Origin of the sequence: Acinetobacter sp. YH12239, assembly GCF_013417635.1 — a bacterium.
GTDB lineage: Bacteria > Pseudomonadota > Gammaproteobacteria > Pseudomonadales > Moraxellaceae > Acinetobacter.
Map to the genome: position 1 here is coordinate 12706 of NZ_VPDP01000003.1, position 21907 is coordinate 34612.

Here is a 21907-nt window from a genome sequence, read left to right on the forward strand (position 1 = left end):
AACCATTTTTTGTTTTTCGAAAAAAATAATGTAACCCAAACTTAACAATTCAAAAATAGTATGAGGGACGCAAATAATTATAGAAAAAGGCTGCATCCATGCTCCAAATTAAAAAATATAGTAACCAACATACACAATCCCCAGATGTTCAAAATATATTAAAAACGCTTCATCAAGCGATCTTCATGACACCAGAGGGTTGTGATTTGAATGACATTGCTCAAGCCTATGCCCCCGATGATGCTGCAAGCAAACGGGTTTTGATCTATTTTGATGAAGAAAAACCTGTTGGATTTTTATGTATGCAACGTTATGAAGTCAAAAAGTATGACAAGACAATAAATGTTTTTCGTGGTCAAGCAGGTCTTCTTAGCGCCTATCGAAAATCAAATCTGTTAAAATTCCAATACATTTATTTCATTATTTCTCAAATGCTCCGCCACCCAGCACCATCGTATTTTTTTGCTGTGTGTTTACATCCCTCAAGTTATCGTGCAATTACACGATATGCTTTCAAAAAAAATACATGGCCTACTCGCCTAAACCTCGATAACAATACAGAAATGCAAGACCTTTGCACCCTATTCTCTCAGCAATTCAATTATCAACTTTCAAAATCTGGCCATGTTTTTATTTATAACGATGGTCTTGGAGGAACACGCGGTTGTAAGCACGAACACGATAATATGAATGAGGATGCTGCATTTTTTTTGAATCACAATGCCGGATATATCAATGGTGATGGCATGTTAGTGATTGCGAAAATCACTGCCTTTGAGGTGTTTTACCGTTTAACTTGTCATACTTTGGGTAAAATGAATCGCAATAAATATATTCAATGGACAAAACAGCGACAATAGTAGTCCCGCTTTAAACGCATCTAGCACATATTGCTCACCACAATGTTGCTTAATCATTGGTAAAAATGCATCACAGGACAGTACACCTGTGGTGCTAATTGCTGCTTGTGGTTGATGTCTTCCAAAAACTTGTAGAAAAATAATGGAAATCATCCCTCGAATCATATCCACAATTAAAGCTTGAACTGCCAATAAGGGATTTAGTTTTTGTGAAATCATCGCAGCAGACAGACTTGCCCAACCGAATCCAGAAAGCAGTACAGCACTTTCCTTCCAAATTATCAGCATAAAACAGGCAAATATGGTATTTGCCAATACCATTATGATTGGGAGTTTAAAATCATGCCATTGCAATGTTTTGATGTTAAATGCTGATATAAAAACTCCGATCAAAAATAGAATAATGTAGATCAGAACGTTTTGAATACTTAAGACTACTTGCTCATCTATTAAATCCATTCGATAAGTGAAGATCCCTCCCACAAACACCAAAATAAGCAAAAGATACACTGTCAATATTTTTATGATGTTCTTAATTTGGATTGTTTTACGTTTGCTGTTTTCCTGCTGTTTTTTCTTATAAAATAGTGAACTAAACCAGTAAGTAAATGCACATACCCCGAGTGCGAGAATAACTAACTTACTCAAAACAGCTTTAGGATTTTCTAATGCGAGTAGGTTTGGAGCTGCGTAAACAGTGCAAAAAAATATAAATAAAATCAGGGCTAAAAAAAATACTTGTTCAATGTAGTTTTTGGGATGAAATTTACGACCATATAGATAGCCAAAAATGATGATGATAAGATCCAATCAGACTTCCAAAATTATTTTTATACGTATCGCTTAGATTAATCCATAGATATAAAATTAATATGACAAAATGTTTCTTATAGAGCATCGCCATGTCTAATCATTTGTGTCTACTAGATTTTAAGTTTAAAACTTAATTTCGCCCCGCTATCGTCCATAGCCTAATTCGTTGTTTTGATTTCTCGTACAGTTCAATTTCAATCTTTCGGCGTGTTTAGCGCATCTCTTTAAAACAACTAATCACATTTTTAAAATATCACTCACAATTCTATAATCGTTTTTCATTTCAGATCACCTAATATATTTTTTAAAAGTACAAAAGAGAACGTGATGACTCGCAATCATAACGACCTTGATACCATCTCACATAGAAGCACTCGTGTTTATTCTCAAAGTTTTGACTACTCTTTGGACTTTAAAAAAATTAATTTCAGAGAGAGACCGGAACTCTATCGAATTGGTCGTGGTGAACAGGGTGTATTACTCGTCGAACCCTACAAATCTGAAATTCTGCCTTTTTGGAAATTTGCAGATGAAGATAAAGCTAGAGAGAGTTCTAATAAGATTTATCAACTCTTTCTTGAATATTTAGCAGTCGATGATTTTGTCGGTGCAGATATGGCTCGTAAATTTTTACAAATGGGTTATACCCGAGCGAGACGTTATGCCAACTATAAAGGTGGAAAAAAATATAAAGGTCCTGTACCTAATGACAAAAAAGGTTTAAGTGGTGCTCACGGGCGTGAAGAACTACCACGCCAACAAGAGGACCTAATTAAGGCTGCAGCAGCACGAATTTTTAAAGTGAAATGGGATGAAGCTAAACAGCATTCTCACTATATTGCATTAAAAGAACGATTTAAAAACTTAATTGCGAGTCAATAAATACATTCTCACACCATTTATAATACAAACAAAACTATTTCTTTAATTTTTATTTACAATAGAAAAATAGAAAGTAAAATAGCATTTACCAAAAAATGATCACCATTTTTTGCATTTAAAGATAAATAAATCACAAATAATGAGCATGCGCCATGATAACTAAATTTTTTAAATTGGGTTTAATCCTCTCGATGACCACTTTAACAACGACAACTTTTGCCCAACAACATACCGTTTCATTGGGTTATGCTCAGTCTGAAATTGAAAATGCCTTTGATATTCGTGGTGTTCACGCTCAATATCGCTATGAACTCGAGACTCCTTTAAGCGTTATGGCAACAATGTCGTATCAAACTGGTGATGAAACTTGGATTGAACCAGGTGAACGCCAAGATACAGATGTAAAGCATTTTTCTTTGCTAGCAGGCCCTGCTTATCGTCTTAATGAGAATTTCAGTGTTTATGGTGTTGTCGGGATCGCGCATTCAAAAGTTGAAAGTTCATATCGCGCCTTGAACATATACGAAAACATGGATCTAAGTGAAACAGCATTTGCATATGGTGTTGGTATTAATATTAATCCTGCTCCGCAATATGCGATCAATATCGGTTATGAAGGTACTAAAGTTGATGGGGCTAAATTTGATGGGTTCAACATCAGCGCAGGTTATCGTTTCTGATTCTGCTTGAATACATAGAGAATTAAAAAAGAGGCTTTTAGCCTCTTTTTTTGTCAAAATCATTGGATAATGTTTATACATTATTTGGATAGCGAGAAATAGACGAATCCTGTATAGCTAGAATAAGTCGTATTATTCTACATAGGATGTTCATGCAAAAAAGAAAACTTGGACAAACTGATTTATTCATCGCTCCCATCGTGTTCGGAGGAAATGTATTCGGTTGGACGGTTGATGAAAAACAAAGTTTCAAAATTTTAGATTCACTGTATGAGCGTGGATTTAACACCATTGATACAGCAGACTTCTATTCCATTTGGGCACCAGGCAATCATGGTGGCGAGTCAGAAACAATCATTGGTAATTGGTTAAAACAAAATCCAAGTAAACGTGAAGACATCGTGCTATTTACTAAAGTCGGTTTAGATATGGGGATTCCTGGCCATCAAGGTTTATCTGAACAATGGATTATGCAAGCAGTTGAAGACTCTCTAAGCCGTTTGAAAACAGATTATATTGATCTTTATTTTGCACACTGGCCTGATGAAAACACACCTCATGAGGAAACATTATCAGCATTTTCAAAGCTCAAAGATCAAGGAAAAATTCGCGCCTATGGCACTTCTAATTTTTCAGCTGATCAATTAGAGGCTTCTATTCAAGCTGCACAAAAGATTGGTGTGCAACATTATCAGGTACTTCAACCTGAATATAATCTTTACGATCGCGATGTATTTGAACAAACACTGCAACCCATTTGTGAACGCCATCAAATTGGTGTCGTAAGTTTTTATAGTCTGGCTAGTGGATTTCTATCTGGGAAATATTCGTCCTTAGACAATATTCAAGGGCGTCAACGTGCAGATACGCTTGTAAAATATTTTGATGAGCGAGGCTTAAACCTTTTAGATAAGCTCAGAGAAGTGGCATCGCGCCACAATGCGGCACCTGCTGAAGTAGCTTTGGCTTGGCTACTTGCGCAAAAGCATATTTCAGCACCAATCGCCAGTGCAACAAATCTTGAACAAATTACCCAATTTTCAAATGCAGTGAATCTTCAACTCTCACCAGAAGACATGCAAATTCTTTCAGTAATGTAAATATAAAAAAAGAGGCTATAAGCCTCTTTTTTCTCGTGACCAAACATTTATGCTTCAGTAGGTTTTTTGAGTTCCGTCATCGGCCAACGTGGCGTCGTCGTCACGGCTAAGCCATCATGCTGTCCCGCTTTTAAACGTTGATATCCAGCAAAAGCAATCATGGCGCCATTATCCGTACATAAAGTTGGTTCAGCATAATATACTTGAGCTTTTATTTTAGCTAAATCTGCTTCAAGACGTTCACGAAGACGCTTATTGGCACTCACACCACCAGCAATCACCAAACGCTTAAGACCAGTTTGTTTTAATGCTTTAACTGATTTTTTGACCAATGTATCAACAATAGCCTCTTGAAAACTCGCAGCAATATCAGCGTCTCGGTTTTCATCACCTAATTTTTTCATTTGGACAGAAACCGCTGTTTTTAAGCCACTAAATGAAAATTCCAAACCTTGATGCAACATAGGACGTGGAAATTCAAAAGCAGTGGCATCACCTTGTTCAGCAAGTTTAGAGATATTTGGACCACCTGGATAAGGCAGCCCCATCATCTTAGCAACTTTATCGAATGCTTCACCCGCTGCATCATCGATCGATTCACCTAAGATTTCATAATGTCCAATATCATATGCCGCCATTAATTGTGTATGCCCACCCGAGACCAACAAAGCGACAAACGGAAATTCCGGTGGAGTAGCTGATAAAAGAGGCGCCAACATATGCCCTTCCATATGATGCACACCAATCGCTGGTTTATTTAACGCAAATGCAAGCGTACGACCAAATAATGCTCCAGTCATGAGTGCACCCATTAGGCCTGGACCACGTGTATAAGCCACCGCATCAATCTCAGATTTTTTGATTTGACTTTCTTCAAGCAATTGATTGATTAAAGGAATTAATTTACGAACATGATCGCGGGATGCCAATTCAGGTACCACTCCACCATATTCAGCATGCAATTTAATCTGACTATATAACACCTGTCCTCTTAAGCCGACTTCACTGTCATAGAGTGCGAGACCAGTTTCATCACACGACGTTTCTAAGCCTAAAACGATCATTAAATTGCCTTTAACCCATTTCAAAATATTGCTAAAGCTATTATAGACTTGTGATATGAGATGTAAATGAGTAAAATACTGACCTTCACTTGTGACTCAGCGCAATTCGGCGCTTAGTCTTATCCATAAACTAGAGGATTCTTCATGCCACAAGTTAAATTGAAAGAAGGCGAACCAGTAGACGTAGCTATCCGTCGTTTCAAACGTTCATGCGAAAAAGCGGGTGTTTTAGCTGACGTTCGTAAACGTGAATTCTACGAGAAACCAACTCAAGAACGTAAGCGCAAAAAAGCTGCTGCTGTTAAACGCTACCAAAAGAAATTGGCGCGTGAATCAGTACGTACTACTCGCCTTTACTAAGATTAATTTGTGATTGACTGCTCGGATATATAAATGACTACTTTAAAAAACCAAATTACTGACGTTTTGAAAGCAACAATGCGTGCTAAAGAAATGGATAAGTTAACGGTGATTCGTAGTCTCCAAGCAGCAATTAAGCAAATCGAAGTCGATGAACGCGTAGAACTAGATGATAGTCGAGTTCTCGCGGTCATTGAAAAACAAATCAAGCAACGTAAAGAATCGATTAAAGCTTTTGAAAGCGCTAATCGACAAGACTTAGCTAGTAAGGAACAAGCCGAGGTTGAGGTTTTATCTCAATTTCTACCAGCAGCTATGACTGAGGAAGAACTTGATTCAATTATTGCGCAAACGATTGCTGCGCAACAAGCTACTAGCATGAAAGATATGGGTAAGGTGATGAATTCTCTACGTCCGATCATAGCCGGACGTGCCGATCCTGCACAAGTTTCGAGTAAAATTAAAGCTCAACTTTCTTAAGTTTTCGTATTATGTTTGATTTGGTCTATTTAATAATGTCATTAAATAGTCCAGTCTAAATCACGTATCCCCGATATTATTACAACAATACTTTTTAGTTTTTCACTTTCTGATTATTTAAGCTCACATTGAATATTATATCTTTGTAAAATCTGCATTTCTTTCGATTGCTTCACTTTCACAACAACATCCTGCTTATTCATTCTAGAGTAGGAAAATGGTAAATCCTTTCGATATTTATCCACCACCTGATAAAAGCCATCGACATAAGTTCCAACAATGACACAATATCTTTGAGTCTGATCAACGCTAAAATGTGTTGTATTTGGCGCTAGTGTTTTTAGAAAATGCCTCATATCGGCATTATATTTTTGCGATACAACTTCAATTTCTTGAGTAAATTTAACAGGAAGTGTTTCCGCATGGGTTAACACACCTACCCCAAACAACATCATAAAAGATAGTGGCAATTTCATTATTAGATTCAATCACATAATTTAAAATATTTATTCATTCATCATTCTAAAACAATCTAACCATTAAGAATGAATAGTTTCAATAAAGTTAGGTTTGTATTCCTGAAAAAACTCTTCATAAGGTGGCGGTATTTTCCCTTGAACAACAGAACCGAGCCTTAAACGTATAACGCCTGGTAAATCAAGCCGATGTGAATATAAAGGACTTCCACATTCACCACAAAATACTCTTGCCTTTAACTCGGTATGAAAATAAGACTTAAGCACATCTTCACCAGAAATTAACTCGAAGTTTTCAAGCGGGATCGGGCTATTCCATGCAGCAAAACTGCCTTGAGCCAACTGACAGTGCTTGCAATAGCACAAAATACTTTTCTCAAGATCACCATGATAAATATATTGCACCTTCCCACATAAGCATTGACCTTTTATCATTTAAACCTCTTATAATTTTTGTTGACGCTCATCCTGCATCATCCGCAGCCTTTGATTGATGACTGCACTCATAGAGTTATTTTCCTTGGCTAAACGCTGAGCATGAATGAGTGAGCGAATCGCATTCTCTTCCGCTCCCTTCCAATATTCAACTTCAGCCCGATATCGCAATACATTTACAGTACGTAAAGGATTTTTAATATCTAAATTTGCCGCTTGTTGTCGGATGAACCATGCTCGCGTATCACGATTATTGATTTGGATAAATTTATTCGCCAACCTTTCAGCAGCAACAAAATTTCCCTGTCGAATATAAATTTCAGCTAATTTATAACTTAAAGCACGATTTTCAGGCGTTATTCGTTGACGCACCAATATCGTTTCCTGCGCAGAATCAAATTGATTGGTCGCCAAGTAGATATCTGCTTGAATAAGCGCGATAAGCTGATGATTTGGCTGGATTTTCTTAGCAACCTCAATTTCTTTTTGTGCTAGATCAAAATCTCCTCGCTTTAAATAAAAAGCAGACAGTGCAATTCTTCCAGCCAATGCATTTGCTCTCACCACTCCCTTTAACTGTTCCTCATTGGTTTGATTGGTCACAACTGCGGTATACCACTTGATCTGATCAAACTCAGAGAGTGTGTTGCTATACGGAACTTTAGGAAGTTGATCTGCTCGTAATCGAGCCTCGCTCATACGCTGAGTAGTCAAAGGATGTGTTAACCAAAAATCAGGAAGATAACTAATTTTTGGAGTCGCACGATTCATGGTTTCAAAAAACTCAGACATACTGTACGGGTTATATCCGGCACGATACATCAATTGCATTCCAATACGGTCTGCTTCACGCTCTTGATTACGGCTATAACTTAACTGTCGATCCACCAATGCAGCCTGCGTTCCCATCATCAGTGCAGCACCCGCATTACCATCAGCTTGTGATGCAATTGCAGCACCCACAATGATACCAGCGAGTGCAAGCAATCCCTGCCCTTTAAAAGCCTCTTGAGAACGGCTGTAGTGTCTTTGCGAAACGTGTGCTACCTCATGAGCAACCACACCCGCAACTTCATCCATGTTCTTTGCAGACGTAATTAACCCACTATTCAATGCAAATAAACCGCCAGGTACAGCAAAGGCATTAATTTGTGAATCGTTTACAATCACCAAGGCAATTGGTTGACCTAACTGTGTTTGCGCAATAATTTTTCGGAATACAGCCATAAATTGATCTTCCAACCAAACATTGTTTAACACTGGAAGTTGCTGCTGTACTTGACGATAGACTTTTTCACCGATCATTTTCTCTTTTTGTTGATCGATAAATCCAACACCACTATTAATATCAGGCACTTCAAATTGAATTTTATTGGCATTGTAGAGTTCATCAGCCGCCGCTGAAAAACTCGAACTCGCTATCAATAAAGCCAAAATGATCTTCTTCAAACCTGTATTCCTAAACGTGTACTCCATCGACTATAACACTGAATAATGTGAAGATTAATGATGAACTGTTACGTTTATTATCACGCTCATAAGACTTTATTTATTCACAATATATTGAGGCTCATCCCCATCTAAGGCTTTTACCAGATTATCATAAGCAAGATTTGCCATTTTCATTCTGGTTTCTGCTGTCGCCGAACCTACATGCGGCAATGTCACGACATTTTCCAATTGAAACAACCGTGATTCTTGAAGCGGCTCTTTCTGATAAACATCTAAACCAGCAGCAAAAATTTTGTGATTTTCAAGCGCCTCAATCAAGGCCGACTCATCAACAACTGATCCTCTGGCAATATTCACAAACACAGCATGTTTTTGCATTTTCTCAAATTGAGCTTGACCGATTAACGCCTTCGATTGTTCATTTAAATCGACTGCAATGACGATAAAATCAGACGTTGAAAGTAAGGTATCAAGATCACAATATTTCGCCTTTAAAGGCTCAGCTCGCTCTATACATGGTTTTCGATTATGGTATTGAATATTCATATTAAATCCATAAAAACCACGTCGAGCTATCGCAGCACCGATATGACCTAAGCCAATGATACCGAGCGTTTTCCCATAAACATCTTGACCAAATTGTGCAACACCAGCGGTACGCGTCCAATGTCCATGCTTTGTCCAAGAATCTAAATGTGTCACTTTACGAGCCGCACTCATCAATAAGGTAAAAGCCAAATCAGCAGTCGTCTCTGTCAACACATGAGGCGTATTGGTCAACCAAATACCCTGTTGTTTTAAATATTCAACGTCGTAATTATCATAGCCCACACTGACCGACGAAATAATTTTAAGTTTTTTTGCAGTCTTCAAGTTATCTTGATTTAAACGACGTCCAGCGCCTATCATCCCATCTGCATCTGCAATTTCTCTTAAAAGTTGCTCATTTATGTCACCCTGTTTCGGATTTATTTGAGCAACCTGATATTTCGATTCTAATTGACTTAATATTTTTGGATCTATCTGACTAAATACCACAACCTTTTTTTTCATAAAACTCCCTCTTTAGATCCAGTATCGATTTAATTTTTAATTAAGTTCCACAAGCGACGTTTTAACAATGGCTGCTCAATCATGTCTTGTAAACTTGCAATCTGCATATGCTGCGTCGTCGATATATGCGGCAAAAACCCTAAGCTCAATATTTTTTTATCAACAGATAATGCATCGATAAAACCCTGTATAAATACTTCAGCACCTCTTCCATCTTGGAATTGTGCGAAATTAAATGGCCATTTTAAATCGTAAAACTGCGAACTCACACTACGCTGGATATTCATCCATAAGTTTTCTTGTTCTGTGGTGAGCGCTGTAGCATCTAGCAGAATAGTATGTGTTTGAGTGATCATCGCTTGAATTTCAAAAGCATCGAGTACAAGCGGTTGACGCTCAACAACCTCATCTTGAGACTGTTTGTAATTTTCCACAGACTCTCGAGGAAGCTGCACACCGTCTGGATTACTTTTTAACTGAAGCGAAGAGTCATCTTTATTTAGCTGTTCAGCTTGTGAAGCTGGTTTTGTGATGAACTGTTCTGATTGAGCTTGCGCAAATTCAGGAAAAGATACATCTGTTGGATGATTTTCTTCAACTTGATCGCGATATAAGGAAGGTTTGTAATGACGTGTTTGTGCCGTATTTTGTGGAATCCATATATCGATTCCCATCACAGCTAAGAGGCTTCTTTGATGCTCTAACATATTCACATTCATTACAGATGGACTGGCATGAGGGCTGGGTATTCTACCCACTTTTTTAATCTTTTACTGAACTTTTAATCCGCAAACAATCATAACTTAATTTCATTTCTGACACATTAATATCCTTGCTGCTTTTAAATTCAGAATGCATTGATAGCTAAACAATAATGACGCTGTTTTTCTTATGCATTTGATCCACAATTTCATCACTTTCAAATCCAAGTCGCCAATATAATAATTCAAGTACATCCAACTCATCTTGTGTAATGATTCGATCATTCCATAAACATAATTCAGCAACACCCAAAATACTCAACCGATCTCTCAACAACAATCCAGCAATATCATTGAGAATTTCACCTAAGTCGATAGGTTCATCTGAAATTTCTTCATAAAACTCAATTTCATCACGAGTTAAAATTCGTTCTAAGATTTGGGTTCTAACTTCAAGCTGATTAGCAGTATTTAACTGCTGAACATGTAATAACGCATCTATTAGCCTAACAATTTGCGGCTTAGCATCCTCAATTGAGGTTGGACGATGTATTGGCAATAAATCCAGTTGAGACTTCACCTTTTCAATCAGTAAAGCATCCAAAAGCCCAATTTCACCATCTTCTTGAATAATTTTAGCCAATTTAGTAATGAACTGACGTGCACTTGTAGCAGGCATATTTCCCAATTGCCTACATGCCTCATGAAAAATTTGAATATGCACTCGTCCATCTATATTTAACAGTGAGTCGACAATTGCACGACTTACAGGCGCATCAGAAGGAATAAATTCACGGTATTGCCGAATCATTAAAATCGCCACCATCACTTCACGCGAACCAGTCGAAGTTTGCAAAGCCCTTTGAATGAGTTCTGGACGTTTCATCTGCTGTCTAACTTCACTATTTAAGGGTTTGATGGCATCCTTAATTGCAAAGCTGATCGGTGATAATCTTAATAATGGAAGTGGCTGTGGTGACATCCATGGATTATATTCTTCAGCAATCGATTCTTCTAAAGAACGCATTAAACTAAATAGTGGTTGATTGCGTAATTTTTGTAAATTTTCTAATTGAATATCCTCAAGTAAATTCGGATTTAATTCATATATACGATCTTGAATACAAGGTTGGATATTCAACCAACTTTGAGGACTAAGTGAGTTAGCAAAGCACATATGAGAAATAGCTTCAGAATATTCACTATGAATCTGTGATCCTGCGTGATGAACATAGATTCTCAATAAGGTTTGAATATTAGCATTACTACTCAATAATCGTCTTGTCATTGCATCGTTATACAATGTTCGACTACCCAAAGTGATATATTTCATCAGACGCGTAATAAAGACGCCTAAACTACCAATTAACCATATGACTCCACCGATCGCCACAAAAGTTGTTTCCAAACTATCTCTCAATTGATCCCGATTACGTCGAAATCCCTGCTTCGCGATTTTGCTGCCCCATTGGCTAAAGGTAATTAACCCACTGTATAAAATTTTAAGACGAGTATTTTCTCGAGTTTCACCCGATAAAATTTTATGGAATTCATGACCCAACAATCCATAAAGCTCTAACTCATCAAGATTTTGTAGCGCCCCCCAAGTTAGAATAATTACAGTATCTTTGGGATGAAAACCCGCAGTCAGTGCATTAACCCCTATTTCATCGGGTAAGACATAGAGTGTAGGTGTATCAATTGAGAAACGATGTGCTAATTTTTCAGCAAGCCTAAGCGCTGTACTTTCTTCTGGAGTACTTTCAATAAAAGTGAGTTGTCGTGCTTTCAATTGTTTTGCGAGCGTATGACCACCAGAGCGGAAGACATAAAACTCATAAACGACAGAACCACCAATAATGCTAATCAATAGCACCATCATATATGGACTGAGAAAATGCCACCAAATGGACTCAGAAGGATCAATATAATGAACCAACAATCCGAGCGTCGTGTTTAAAATGATAATTGCGAGCACAATAACAATTAAACATACACTTAATGACCACAGCATATTTTTGTTTTTAATTAAGTAACCACTCACATCTTTCAATGTAAAATTTCCTCATTACATTGTGTTGTGATCATAAATTAAAAAAGCGGGAAATACCCGCTTTTTCAAATAGAAAACTATAAATTAATTTTCTTTAATACCACTCAGATCAACTGAGGCTGCATCAATATTTAGATCGATATAACCATCTTTGGTTTTCTTGGCAGAGTCATTACGCTTGCGCTCTAAACCATCGAGATACGACTCATCAATGTTACCCGCAACGTAAATACCGTCAAATACTGAGCAATCAAAGTCAGTTAACTCAGGTACTTTTTTCGTACGAACAGCTTGCTTTAAATCTTCCAAATCTTGGAAAATCAAACGATCAGCACCAATCATTTCACGAATTTCTTCAACATCACGATTTGAAGCAATTAATTCGTTTTTAACTGGCATATCAATACCGTAGACATTCGGGTATTTCACCATTGGTGCAGCAGATGCAAAGAAAACTTTTTTAGCACCAGCATCACGTGCCATTTGAATAATCTCATTACACGTTGTACCACGCACAATCGAGTCATCTACAAGCAAAACGTTCTTATCTTTAAACTCCAATTCAACTGGATTTAGCTTTTGACGTACAGACTTTTTACGCAACTGCTGACCCGGCATAATGAAGGTACGACCGATATAACGGTTTTTCATGAAACCTTCACGGAACTTCACACCGAGTGTATTTGCAAGTTCTAAGGCAGATGTACGCGAAGTATCTGGAATAGGAATGACAACATCAATGTCATGCTCCTCGCTCCATTCACGCAGGATTTTCTGCGCTAACTTCTCACCCATTTTCAAACGTGCTTTGTATACCGAAATTCCGTCAATGATGGCATCTGGACGAGCAAAATAAACATACTCAAAAATACATGGGCTATGGTGTGGGTTAGCCGCACATTGCTTCGTGAATAGATTACCCGCATCATCAATAAAAATTGCTTCACCTGGCATCACATCACGTTCAACTTTAAAACCAAGCGCTGTTAAAGCAACTGATTCGGAAGCAAGAATATATTCAACACCTTCATCGGTATCACGCGATCCTAAAATTAAAGGACGAATACCATTTGGATCACGGAAACCAACCAAACCATGACCAGTGATCATCGCAACAACAGCATAACCACCTTTACAACGCTCATGAACACGAGTGACTACATGGAAAATATCATCCGCAGTCGGTGTAAGTTTGCCGCGTTTTTGCAACTCATGTGCAAAGACGTTTAATAATACTTCTGAATCTGAATCAGTATTCATGTGACGTAAATCTGTTTTAAACAGATCATCATGAATCTCTTCAGCATTGGTTAAATTACCGTTGTGCGCTAAGGTAATACCATAAGGAGAGTTTACGTAAAATGGTTGTGCTTCAGCGCTACTCGATGAGCCAGCTGTTGGATAACGCACATGACCGATTCCGTAATTACCTAACAATGCACGCATATGACGTGTATGAAATACATCACGCACCATGCCATTGTCTTTTCTCAAAAAGAGACGACCATTATGGCATGTCACAATCCCTGCAGCATCTTGTCCACGATGTTGTAACATCGTTAATGCATCAAACAACATTTGGTTAACAGGTGATTTACCAGCTATACCAACAACTCCACACATAGCAACCTCGCAGACAAGCTAGGATTAATAAAAAGGATTATTCGTTGAATGAGATGACGAATCATCTTGTTCAGAAGATGATTGACGAGAAGAATCTGATGATTGATTCGATTCTTCTGATTTCATATGACTTAAAGCTTTTGACGCTGTCTCTTTGGTGTACTCAGTCGCTAAAGGTGCGTAAGGCAATAAAGTTTGAATAAACTTAGATTGTTTCCAATGTGGAGAGCTCTCTACAAATGAACCAATCCCTTGCATAGTAATGAGGACGATTAAGAGACCTTTCAAGGTGCCAAATGCACCACCTGCCAATCGATTTAATGGACCAAGCTTTAAGCTTTTCAGCAACCGATTTAATATTGCAGTGACGATCCAAGTCAAAACAACAATAATCAGAACAATAAAAGCAAATGCCGCTATTTTTTGAACCACTGGATCTTGACTGAGTGCGGACATTGAAGGCGCAATTTGACCCGCAAATTTTGCACCCATAATGAGTGCAAAAATCCATCCTACCAAGTTCGCAAAGGCTTTAACGAATCCTTGACGCAAACCGTTAAGCCCTCCAATGAGCAGAATAATCAGTATAAAGATATCGATGGTATTCATAGATTAGGTCATAGCTTGTACGCAATCTTTAATCAGTTTTGGCCCTGTATAAATTAGACCACTGTAAATTTGAACCAATTGCGCACCCGATTGCTGTTTGGTCGCGGCTTGATCACCACTAAGAATACCACCAACACCAATCAATGGGATTTGACCTTGAAGTAATTTTGAAAATGCAGATAGACATTGTGTACTTTTTTCAAATACAGGCGCACCAGATAAACCACCTGCTTCATCACCATGCGCTAAATTTTCTACACCCTCACGTGACAAAGTCGTATTGGTCACAATCAGACCATCAATTTTAAATTGAATTAATTGAGATGCAATAAATTCAACATCTGACTCAGTTAAATCTGGAGCAACCTTTAATACCAGTGGAACATAGTGTTGATATTGTTCAGCAAGTTCAAGTTGACGATTTTTTAAAGTTTCAAGAAGTTCTGTTAATGCATGCCCACTTTGTAAACTACGTAAGTTCTTAGTATTCGGAGATGAAATATTAACAGTAATATAAGACGCGTAATTATAAACTTTTTCTAAACAAATTAGATAATCAGTTACAGCATCTTCAACTGCTGTATCGGCGTTCTTACCGATATTGATGCCTAATACACCTTTATAATTTGCTGCCTTAACATTCTCAATCAGCTGATCTACACCATCATTATTAAAACCCATACGATTAATAATCGCTTGAGCCTCTGGAAGGCGGAATAGACGCGGTTGAGGATTTCCAGATTGAGGTCGAGGGGTAATGGTTCCAATTTCGATAAAACCAAAACCTAAACTCGCAAGTGCATCAATATATGCACCATTTTTATCTAAACCTGCAGCCAAACCAACTGGGTTTGGAAATTGAATACCCATACAAGTCACTGGCTTTGGATCTATTTTTTGACGCATTATGCCAAACTTGTATGTCGATTTAAGCATTGATAATGTCAAATCATGTGCACGCTCAGGCGCCAACGAAAATAGAAATGGACGAGCAAGCGAATATAACATATCTCAAAAACTGCGGTTTTTTAAGTTGCCACATTATAGGCCGAGTATGCCCAAAAGGCTATGCCTGTCATAGGTTTATTTTCACCACTTACTGTACTGATGCTGTTAATTTAATCGCAGCTCCAGACTTAATAAGTTCCAATTTTTCAACACTTAAACCCATTTGAACCAATTGGGTAAGAAAATTTGCGAGGATCGCGTAGTTTTCATGCTCAGCACTGATCATCAATTTATTATCGCTTGGTTGTGTGACCACAGATAATCCTGCTTGTTGTGCCACACGCTGAATTTTATCCGAAGGTGTTAGGCTTAAATCTGTTGAAGATTTCATTGTCACCACATTGGATTGCATCCACACCAATGTGTCTTTCAGTTCATTCAATCTTTTTTGCTGATTATCTGCTACTTCGTGCATTTTCCACAAAGCAGATCCAATTGATGCGATGACAACGATAATCGTTGCAGCGATGACAAGGATACGCTCACGCACACTCAATGACGATAAATAGTCATCAAGCTTTTCAAATAATTGATCAAATTGATTTTGAAATTTTTCTAAAGTTTTCATTATTGTACTTTCACCAAACCAACGACCATTTTATCCTGAGTTTGCACATTCCCAAGTTCAGCTTTGAAGCCTTGCTGATTCATTTGTTGAATTAGATTTTGTAATTTTTCGGATGAGTCCGCCACCAAATCCATACTTAAACCAGATGCTTCATAAGAAACACGATTTGCGATAATTTGATGTTGCATTAAAATCGGACCTACACGGCTGATTAACTGTAAGACCTCAGTATTTGCAGGTTTACTCATCCGCAAATTACTTTCAAATTGGCTTCGCAAATTTTGCTCATTGAGACGACTATTGGGTCCAAACCAAGATTGATATTGCTCTACCGCAACCAAAGCCGTTTGATCAGATACTTTTTTTAACTTTACCCAACGTACCAGATCATAACTGAATTGCACTACAAGCAAACCCACAAGCAGTGCTGCGCATGCTTTCCAATAGTCTGAGATTCTACCCTCTGTGTTTTTTGCTTTAGGCAAAACATTGAATGGATGATTCTTTAATTTTTTTTCAGCTTTAAATACATAATTAAAGCTTTCCCGCTCATTTTGTTCCGTTGCATGAATCAAACTCATCATCTGATCATCATTTAAACGATCATGCAAAATATGTATAGGCTTTGGCAGTAAATTTAAAAACAATGCTAAATCATCAATCGCAAAACCTTGATTTGATCCTGCTCTCGCCAATAAATGCCCATGAATATTGGCTAAAATAGTTTGCCCCTGTTCTGGCACTGGTAAGACCAAAAAATCGGGTAATAGCGCAACCACTTTCACCGGAATCAAGTTCAGAGCATGTTGCATTGTTTGAACTTGGTATTGACTAATCCCCATTACTGACAACTGATCTGGTGCCTCAAATTGAGTAAGCACTTTCATCTGATCAATGGAGTGAATGGTATATTCTTCAAGTAAATATTTAGTGCCTTCGCTTCCAATTTGCTTGAATTGTGCTTTGGGCATATTCTGTTGAATAATTTGCACATCATGGCTTGAAAAGAATACAACAGCTTCTTGTCCATGATACGGCTGAGTATCTTGAATCAACTCTTCTAGCGTTGTTGATGAATTCCAATTTTCACCATTTGACCAGAGCCAAACCCCATTCGACACTGGCATCCATAAATACAACATTAATTTTATTCTGCCGTTTTATTCATTAAACACTTATGGTTATTAAGCTGACGGTACAAAATGTTTTAATTTTGTGGAAAGTCCCGCAGCAATGACTGTCTGATCATAAATCCGCGCTTCAGCAAGCGAAAAAGGATTAAAAAATTCAGACGTAATAATTGCTTCAATATATGCCACAACATTCATATGACATACAACCACAATATTCTCAAAAGGTAGTTGAGATAACCACTCAACTGCAACTTTAGCATCATCGTCAGGTTTAATTTTATCACATACTAAAACTTCAACATTTGGAAAGAATTGCTGTATATGTTTTAAAGTTTCCTGCGCCCTGAGCAAAGTACTCACTACAAATATATCAGGTGCTACTACGTCTTTTAAAAAGTGCGCAGTTTGTTCAGCTTGAATATGACCCCGCTCAGTCAGTGGTCGTTTCGAGTCATTACCATTAATTGGTGGAGCGGCTTCACCATGACGAACTAAAGTGAGTTGCATTTGTTTTCCCTAAACCATGTGTCATCCATCATATCTAAACATTATGACAATGATGATAAACCATTCATTAATCTTAAACTTTATGATGCGGCAATACGAATTCAACATCACTTCGATGACCATTCTTCATCAAAGATAATGCAATATGTAATGGTGGTGCACCTTCATAAATCACTTCGTAGAGTGCTGTGGTGATTGGCATATAGACATCAAGCTCTTTGGCTCTTGCATTCACTTGCACAATGGTATTAATCCCTTCAGCTGTTTGACCCAGTTCCGTCGTTGCCTGCTCTAAGGTTTTACCTGAACCTAAAGCAAATCCAACTTGATAATTTCGACTTAAAGGACTATTACACGTTGCGAATAAATCGCCAACACCAGACAAACCTAAGAATGTCAGTGGATTTGCACCTAGCTGTACAGCGAAGCGACTCATTTCCGCCAACGCACGTGTCAAAATCATGCTTTTGGTATTTTCGCCAACGTTGTAAGCTGCAGCCATCCCCATTGCGACAGCATAGATATTTTTAAGTGCACCTCCAAGCTCCACGCCATGTACATCATCGCTTCCAAATACACGAAATAGTGCACTGTGTAATGCTTGCTGCACTGCATATCTCACCAATTCAGAATGGCTGGCAATCACTGTTCCAGCAGGCATTCCTGACATAATTTCTTTCGCTAAATTTGGGCCCGAAAGAACGCCATAAGGTACTTCTGGAAGCTCTTCACGAATAATATCACTCATGAAACTAAAGGTTTTAGCTTCGATCCCTTTTGTGAGTGATACAACCGCCTGAGCAGTGATAAAGGGCTTGATCTGTTTGAGTACATCTCGGAATGAATGGCTCGGAATAGCGACCAAAATAATGTCTCGATCTCGAACAGCCTTTTCAAGATTGGATTCTGCTTTTAATGCTGGCTCAAGGTTATAATCTGGCAAATATCTTGAATTAACATGTGTTCGATTGATTTCATTCGCAATTTCCTCATCACGAATCCAAATCATGGTGTCACAACCATTTCGCACTGCCGTATTCGCCATGGCTGTACCAAAACTACCACCACCAAGAATCGTAACACGCAAGGCTGTTTTATGATCAATTGCAACTGGCTCGACCAAATCTGAAAACTTTAATTCCGACATTCTTTTAAATCCTAAACATTCTTTTTCTAATCGTTAAATTTGCAAAGTTGCAATTACGGCTGCCAAAAACTGACGAATGCATCTGTTTCAATCTCAGTGCGTGGTGCAATCGCCTTAAAAGCAGTCCCTACATAAATGATACCTGAAATTAAATCATGCGTTTGTAGCCCTAACTTTCTTTTAAATAGATCCGACTCCACAACAGCACCACTGCGCCACATGGTATTGAAACCCTGAGCTTGTAAACTGAGCAAAAGATTTTGTATTGCAGCACCTGAACTTAAAGTTTGTTCAAAATATGGAACTTTCGCATGATCATGAAATCGTGTTACAGCGATAATCAGCATAGGTGCACGCATAGGATGCTGACGTGCGCGTTCAATTTGAATTGAATCAGTTTCACCAAGGTCTGCTACTGCTTCACTGAGTAAAACACCAAATGCTTCTCGTTGCTCTCCTTTCACAACAATAAATTGTGTCGGTTTCAGACGATGATGATCAGGCGCGGTTAAAGCGGCTTGAAAAGCTAATTCTAATTGTTCTGCGTTAGGATGAGGTTCTACCAAATGACCAACGGATTGACGCTGATGAATATTGTCATGCACTACTTGAGAAAATTGATCTGACATTTGAAGACTAATCTTTAAACTAACACTATGTACTTAAGCTTAGCATAAACATTGAAAACTACTCTACAGTTATACTTATACACAATGCATCCAGCATGATTACAATCAAACATAAATCAGGTATTTCACTTCAAAATCGATACAAAACATGCTTAATTCTTTGTAATTTAAGCCCTAGGATACATGACAGAGCTCCAAACTTTATATTGCAAATGCTAAAGGAAAAATAAAATGAAAAAATTAATGACATTGGCTTCATTAGCGACTACAACAATTCTCCTGAGTGCTTGTGCATCAACACCGACTGAAACACTTGCCATTCAAAAACCAAATAATCAATATGAGGTGTCAGGATTAGGCAAAACCCAAGTTCTTGCAAAAAATAATGCAATTTCTGCCGCGAACAAAACTTGCGGTAAGAATTCTTCACCTGTCCTAATTGACGAAAAAACTGAATATAACGGCGCTCTAAAAGGTGTTGTAGATGAACAGACTGGTAAACTCATAACAGCCGCTTCATCAGTACTTGGCTCTGTGATCGGTACTAAAAATACAATCGAAAAAGATACCGACTACCAAACAACAATCACTTTCAGCTGCAATACAACTCGCTAAATTTATAGCCAATAAAAAAGTCCCTTTAAGGGACTTTTTTATTGAACAATTAGCAATAACCATCTAAACGTGTCAATGGAATCTTTTGACCAATCGCTTTTTCGATCTCAGGTAAATAAAAAGCATCATCTTCTGACAAGAAACTGATACTCACACCTCTTGTTCCTGCTCGACCTGTACGCCCTATACGGTGTACATAATCATCAGACTGCTCAGGTAGAGTAAAATTAATCACGTGTGACACACCATCCACATGAATACCTCGACCAGCCACATCTGTTGCGATCATAATGTTATGTTTGCCATTTTTAAATTGATCCAACATCTTTAAACGTTTATCTTGCGCAATTTCGCCAGACAACATTACTACCTTGTAACCATCATGTTTAAGATGATCATACAGCTTACGGACTTGATCACGGCGGTTTGCAAATATCATGACCTTTTCAATGGGCTCATCACGCAATATTTCTTGAAGCAATTTGTATTTATCTGATTTCCCAACCACATAAACACGTTGCTCTACGTCAGCATTGGTTTTTTTCTCAGGCTCAATTTCGACAGTAACAGGTTCAAATAACCATTGTTGAGCAAGATTGAGTACATCATAACTAAACGTAGCAGAGAACATTAAAGTTTGACGTTGTTCTTTGCGTGGAGAGAATCGCACAATGCGTTTAACAGAAGGAATAAACCCCATATCCAGTAAACGATCTGCCTCATCAATGACTAAAAATTCAATTTGATCCAACCAAATTTCTTTTTGTTCAGTAAAATCAATCAAACGACCTGGTGTCGCGACAAGAATATCTACGAAATTTTCATCCAGTTGTTTTTTTTGCTTATCGAAGTCTACACCACCCACCAAAGTCACAACATTTAAGTCGGTAAACTTAGTCAGATCACGTGCATCGTTTTCAATTTGAATCGCAAGCTCACGAGTTGGTGCCATAATTAGAGCACGGGGTTCACCACGATAACGATGTGTTTGTATCGGATTGTTCAATAAATCATTAATAACACTAATTAAGAATGCTGCAGTTTTTCCTGTGCCTGTTTGTGCACGTCCAATTGCATCATGCCCTGCCAACGTATATTTCAATACTTTCTGTTGAATGGGGGTCATTTCATTAAACCCTAAAGCATCAATCGCTTGCTTAAGTTGCGGATGTAAATTAAGGGTTTCGAAACCTGATGACATATAAGGGGCTCTACAATCAATATTTGATAATGGTCTATAGTATAAACAAAAAACGCCCCAATTTATCAAAATTGGAGCGCAACCTAATTTTCAGTGAAAAGTAGGATTAGTCTAAAGGCTGAACTTCTTCAGCTTGAAAACCTTTTTGACCTTGTACAACGCTGAATTCTACGCGTTGACCGTCACGAAGTGAACGGTGGCCTTCACCTTGAATAGCACGGAAATGAACGAATACGTCATCACCGCCTGCGCGTTGAATAAAGCCAAAACCTTTAGTATCGTTAAACCACTTAACAACGCCTTGTTCGCGAGCTGTCATAAGTTAATCCTCAGTTGGTAAGAAAAGGGACCACCCGGTGTTGCAAACAGCAGAGCAAACAAATTTTAAAACATTTTTTATTTCAAAGCTTGTAATCATTCTGTAAAACTATTAACAAAATCCCGGTTATATCCATTAT

The 21907-nt window shown here is 38.0% G+C and carries 25 protein-coding genes; 7 read left to right on the forward strand and 18 right to left on the reverse strand.

What is annotated here, in order from left to right:
- Nucleotides 1-98: 98 nt before the first annotated feature.
- Complete coding sequence (locus FTV17_RS04240; RefSeq protein ID WP_179998308.1) at nt 99-860, forward strand: hypothetical protein; 762 nt, start codon at nt 99-101, stop codon at nt 858-860.
- Here FTV17_RS04240 and FTV17_RS04245 read toward each other — a convergent pair.
- On the reverse strand, nt 792-1670 hold the full coding sequence (locus FTV17_RS04245) for a LysO family transporter (protein ID WP_179998309.1): 879 nt from the start codon (nt 1668-1670) through the stop codon (nt 792-794). The genes FTV17_RS04240 and FTV17_RS04245 overlap by 69 nt on opposite strands.
- Before the next feature lie 330 nt (nt 1671-2000).
- Between FTV17_RS04245 and FTV17_RS04250 the strand changes: the two genes are divergently transcribed.
- The 3 genes from FTV17_RS04250 (at nt 2001) to FTV17_RS04260 (ending at nt 4335) form a co-directional block, all read left to right on the forward strand.
- Nucleotides 2001-2555 carry a DUF4385 domain-containing protein gene (locus FTV17_RS04250; RefSeq protein WP_179998310.1) on the forward strand — a complete coding sequence of 185 codons (555 nt, stop codon included), beginning with the start codon at nt 2001-2003 and terminating at the stop codon, nt 2553-2555.
- A 152-nt stretch (nt 2556-2707) separates the two neighbouring features.
- Nucleotides 2708-3235 carry an Ail/Lom family outer membrane beta-barrel protein gene (locus FTV17_RS04255; protein WP_179998311.1) on the forward strand — a complete coding sequence of 176 codons (528 nt, stop codon included), beginning with the start codon at nt 2708-2710 and terminating at the stop codon, nt 3233-3235.
- 152 nt (nt 3236-3387) lie between these two features.
- On the forward strand, nt 3388-4335 hold the full coding sequence (locus tag FTV17_RS04260; RefSeq protein ID WP_179998312.1) for an aldo/keto reductase: 948 nt from the start codon (nt 3388-3390) through the stop codon (nt 4333-4335).
- Nucleotides 4336-4382: 47 nt separating this feature from the next.
- On the opposite strand, the gene tsaD is transcribed toward FTV17_RS04260, so the two are convergent.
- A complete protein-coding gene (gene tsaD / locus FTV17_RS04265; RefSeq protein WP_179998313.1) occupies nt 4383-5399 on the reverse strand; it encodes a tRNA (adenosine(37)-N6)-threonylcarbamoyltransferase complex transferase subunit TsaD in 1017 nt (338 codons plus the stop codon).
- A 144-nt stretch (nt 5400-5543) separates the two neighbouring features.
- Here tsaD and rpsU point away from each other — a divergent pair, with 144 nt between their 5' ends.
- Together rpsU and FTV17_RS04275 are read left to right on the forward strand one after the other, a co-directional pair.
- A complete protein-coding gene (gene rpsU / locus FTV17_RS04270; RefSeq protein ID WP_001136722.1) occupies nt 5544-5759 on the forward strand; it encodes a 30S ribosomal protein S21 in 216 nt (71 codons plus the stop codon).
- 33 nt (nt 5760-5792) lie between these two features.
- Nucleotides 5793-6239 carry a GatB/YqeY domain-containing protein gene (locus FTV17_RS04275; protein ID WP_035268744.1) on the forward strand — a complete coding sequence of 149 codons (447 nt, stop codon included), beginning with the start codon at nt 5793-5795 and terminating at the stop codon, nt 6237-6239.
- A gap of 113 nt (nt 6240-6352) precedes the next feature.
- Here the strand turns inward: FTV17_RS04275 and FTV17_RS04280 are convergent, their stop codons facing one another.
- The 14 genes from FTV17_RS04280 to FTV17_RS04345 form a co-directional block, all read right to left on the reverse strand.
- A complete protein-coding gene (locus tag FTV17_RS04280) occupies nt 6353-6715 on the reverse strand; it encodes a hypothetical protein (RefSeq protein ID WP_179998314.1) in 363 nt (120 codons plus the stop codon).
- A gap of 63 nt (nt 6716-6778) precedes the next feature.
- Nucleotides 6779-7150 (reverse strand): GFA family protein, encoded by a 372-nt coding sequence (locus tag FTV17_RS04285; protein WP_179998315.1) that lies wholly within the window; start codon nt 7148-7150, stop codon nt 6779-6781.
- 9 nt (nt 7151-7159) lie between these two features.
- Nucleotides 7160-8599: a M48 family metalloprotease gene (locus tag FTV17_RS04290; RefSeq protein ID WP_373687184.1), complete on the reverse strand. Its 1440-nt coding sequence runs from the start codon at nt 8597-8599 to the stop codon at nt 7160-7162.
- Between the two features lie 96 nt (nt 8600-8695).
- Complete coding sequence (locus FTV17_RS04295; protein WP_179998317.1) at nt 8696-9655, reverse strand: D-glycerate dehydrogenase; 960 nt, start codon at nt 9653-9655, stop codon at nt 8696-8698.
- A 29-nt stretch (nt 9656-9684) separates the two neighbouring features.
- A complete protein-coding gene (locus FTV17_RS04300) occupies nt 9685-10413 on the reverse strand; it encodes a hypothetical protein (protein WP_179998318.1) in 729 nt (242 codons plus the stop codon).
- Between the two features lie 106 nt (nt 10414-10519).
- On the reverse strand, nt 10520-12409 hold the full coding sequence (locus FTV17_RS04305; protein WP_179998319.1) for a M48 family metalloprotease: 1890 nt from the start codon (nt 12407-12409) through the stop codon (nt 10520-10522).
- An 84-nt stretch (nt 12410-12493) separates the two neighbouring features.
- Nucleotides 12494-14032 carry an amidophosphoribosyltransferase gene (gene purF, locus FTV17_RS04310; RefSeq protein ID WP_179998320.1) on the reverse strand — a complete coding sequence of 513 codons (1539 nt, stop codon included), beginning with the start codon at nt 14030-14032 and terminating at the stop codon, nt 12494-12496.
- 24 nt (nt 14033-14056) lie between these two features.
- Nucleotides 14057-14641 carry a CvpA family protein gene (locus FTV17_RS04315; protein ID WP_179998321.1) on the reverse strand — a complete coding sequence of 195 codons (585 nt, stop codon included), beginning with the start codon at nt 14639-14641 and terminating at the stop codon, nt 14057-14059.
- A gap of 3 nt (nt 14642-14644) precedes the next feature.
- Entirely contained in the window at nt 14645-15649 is a 1005-nt protein-coding gene (locus FTV17_RS04320; protein ID WP_179998322.1) for a quinone-dependent dihydroorotate dehydrogenase, read from the reverse strand.
- An 88-nt stretch (nt 15650-15737) separates the two neighbouring features.
- Entirely contained in the window at nt 15738-16217 is a 480-nt protein-coding gene (gene gspM / locus FTV17_RS04325) for a type II secretion system protein GspM (RefSeq protein ID WP_179998323.1), read from the reverse strand.
- Complete coding sequence (gene gspL, locus FTV17_RS04330; RefSeq protein WP_179998324.1) at nt 16217-17359, reverse strand: type II secretion system protein GspL; 1143 nt, start codon at nt 17357-17359, stop codon at nt 16217-16219. Before gspL ends, gspM begins: the two co-directional genes overlap by 1 nt.
- Nucleotides 17360-17401: 42 nt before the next feature.
- The gene (locus FTV17_RS04335) at nt 17402-17857 is read right to left on the reverse strand and encodes a phosphoglycerate mutase family protein (protein WP_179998325.1); all 456 of its coding nucleotides are present in this window, start codon (nt 17855-17857) and stop codon (nt 17402-17404) included.
- A 73-nt stretch (nt 17858-17930) separates the two neighbouring features.
- Nucleotides 17931-19004, reverse strand: a complete 1074-nt coding sequence (locus FTV17_RS04340) for an NAD(P)H-dependent glycerol-3-phosphate dehydrogenase (protein ID WP_092766141.1) — start codon at nt 19002-19004, stop codon at nt 17931-17933.
- Nucleotides 19005-19057: 53 nt separating this feature from the next.
- On the reverse strand, nt 19058-19633 hold the full coding sequence (locus FTV17_RS04345) for a nitroreductase (protein ID WP_179998326.1): 576 nt from the start codon (nt 19631-19633) through the stop codon (nt 19058-19060).
- A 231-nt stretch (nt 19634-19864) separates the two neighbouring features.
- Here FTV17_RS04345 and FTV17_RS04350 point away from each other — a divergent pair, with 231 nt between their 5' ends.
- On the forward strand, nt 19865-20248 hold the full coding sequence (locus tag FTV17_RS04350) for a hypothetical protein (protein ID WP_179998327.1): 384 nt from the start codon (nt 19865-19867) through the stop codon (nt 20246-20248).
- 49 nt (nt 20249-20297) lie between these two features.
- Here the strand turns inward: FTV17_RS04350 and rhlB are convergent, their stop codons facing one another.
- Together rhlB and FTV17_RS04360 are read right to left on the reverse strand one after the other, a co-directional pair.
- Complete coding sequence (gene rhlB / locus FTV17_RS04355) at nt 20298-21449, reverse strand: ATP-dependent RNA helicase RhlB (protein WP_179998328.1); 1152 nt, start codon at nt 21447-21449, stop codon at nt 20298-20300.
- Between the two features lie 106 nt (nt 21450-21555).
- On the reverse strand, nt 21556-21768 hold the full coding sequence (locus FTV17_RS04360) for a cold-shock protein (RefSeq protein ID WP_004824348.1): 213 nt from the start codon (nt 21766-21768) through the stop codon (nt 21556-21558).
- Nucleotides 21769-21907 lie beyond the last annotated feature (139 nt).

Coding starts and splice junctions, on each gene's coding strand:
- FTV17_RS04240 (WP_179998308.1), top strand. CDS start 99: ATGCTCCAAATTAAAAAATATAGTAACCAACATACACAATCCCCAGAT.
- FTV17_RS04250 (WP_179998310.1), top strand. CDS start 2,001: ATGACTCGCAATCATAACGACCTTGATACCATCTCACATAGAAGCACT.
- FTV17_RS04255 (WP_179998311.1), top strand. CDS start 2,708: ATGATAACTAAATTTTTTAAATTGGGTTTAATCCTCTCGATGACCACT.
- FTV17_RS04260 (WP_179998312.1), top strand. CDS start 3,388: ATGCAAAAAAGAAAACTTGGACAAACTGATTTATTCATCGCTCCCATC.
- tsaD (WP_179998313.1), bottom strand. CDS start 5,399: ATGATCGTTTTAGGCTTAGAAACGTCGTGTGATGAAACTGGTCTCGCA.
- rpsU (WP_001136722.1), top strand. CDS start 5,544: ATGCCACAAGTTAAATTGAAAGAAGGCGAACCAGTAGACGTAGCTATC.
- FTV17_RS04275 (WP_035268744.1), top strand. CDS start 5,793: ATGACTACTTTAAAAAACCAAATTACTGACGTTTTGAAAGCAACAATG.
- FTV17_RS04280 (WP_179998314.1), bottom strand. CDS start 6,715: ATGAAATTGCCACTATCTTTTATGATGTTGTTTGGGGTAGGTGTGTTA.
- FTV17_RS04285 (WP_179998315.1), bottom strand. CDS start 7,150: ATGATAAAAGGTCAATGCTTATGTGGGAAGGTGCAATATATTTATCAT.
- FTV17_RS04295 (WP_179998317.1), bottom strand. CDS start 9,655: ATGAAAAAAAAGGTTGTGGTATTTAGTCAGATAGATCCAAAAATATTA.
- purF (WP_179998320.1), bottom strand. CDS start 14,032: ATGTGTGGAGTTGTTGGTATAGCTGGTAAATCACCTGTTAACCAAATG.
- FTV17_RS04315 (WP_179998321.1), bottom strand. CDS start 14,641: ATGAATACCATCGATATCTTTATACTGATTATTCTGCTCATTGGAGGG.
- FTV17_RS04320 (WP_179998322.1), bottom strand. CDS start 15,649: ATGTTATATTCGCTTGCTCGTCCATTTCTATTTTCGTTGGCGCCTGAG.
- gspM (WP_179998323.1), bottom strand. CDS start 16,217: ATGAAAACTTTAGAAAAATTTCAAAATCAATTTGATCAATTATTTGAA.
- gspL (WP_179998324.1), bottom strand. CDS start 17,359: ATGTTGTATTTATGGATGCCAGTGTCGAATGGGGTTTGGCTCTGGTCA.
- FTV17_RS04335 (WP_179998325.1), bottom strand. CDS start 17,857: ATGCAACTCACTTTAGTTCGTCATGGTGAAGCCGCTCCACCAATTAAT.
- FTV17_RS04340 (WP_092766141.1), bottom strand. CDS start 19,004: ATGTCGGAATTAAAGTTTTCAGATTTGGTCGAGCCAGTTGCAATTGAT.
- FTV17_RS04345 (WP_179998326.1), bottom strand. CDS start 19,633: ATGTCAGATCAATTTTCTCAAGTAGTGCATGACAATATTCATCAGCGT.
- FTV17_RS04350 (WP_179998327.1), top strand. CDS start 19,865: ATGAAAAAATTAATGACATTGGCTTCATTAGCGACTACAACAATTCTC.
- rhlB (WP_179998328.1), bottom strand. CDS start 21,449: ATGTCATCAGGTTTCGAAACCCTTAATTTACATCCGCAACTTAAGCAA.
- FTV17_RS04360 (WP_004824348.1), bottom strand. CDS start 21,768: ATGACAGCTCGCGAACAAGGCGTTGTTAAGTGGTTTAACGATACTAAA.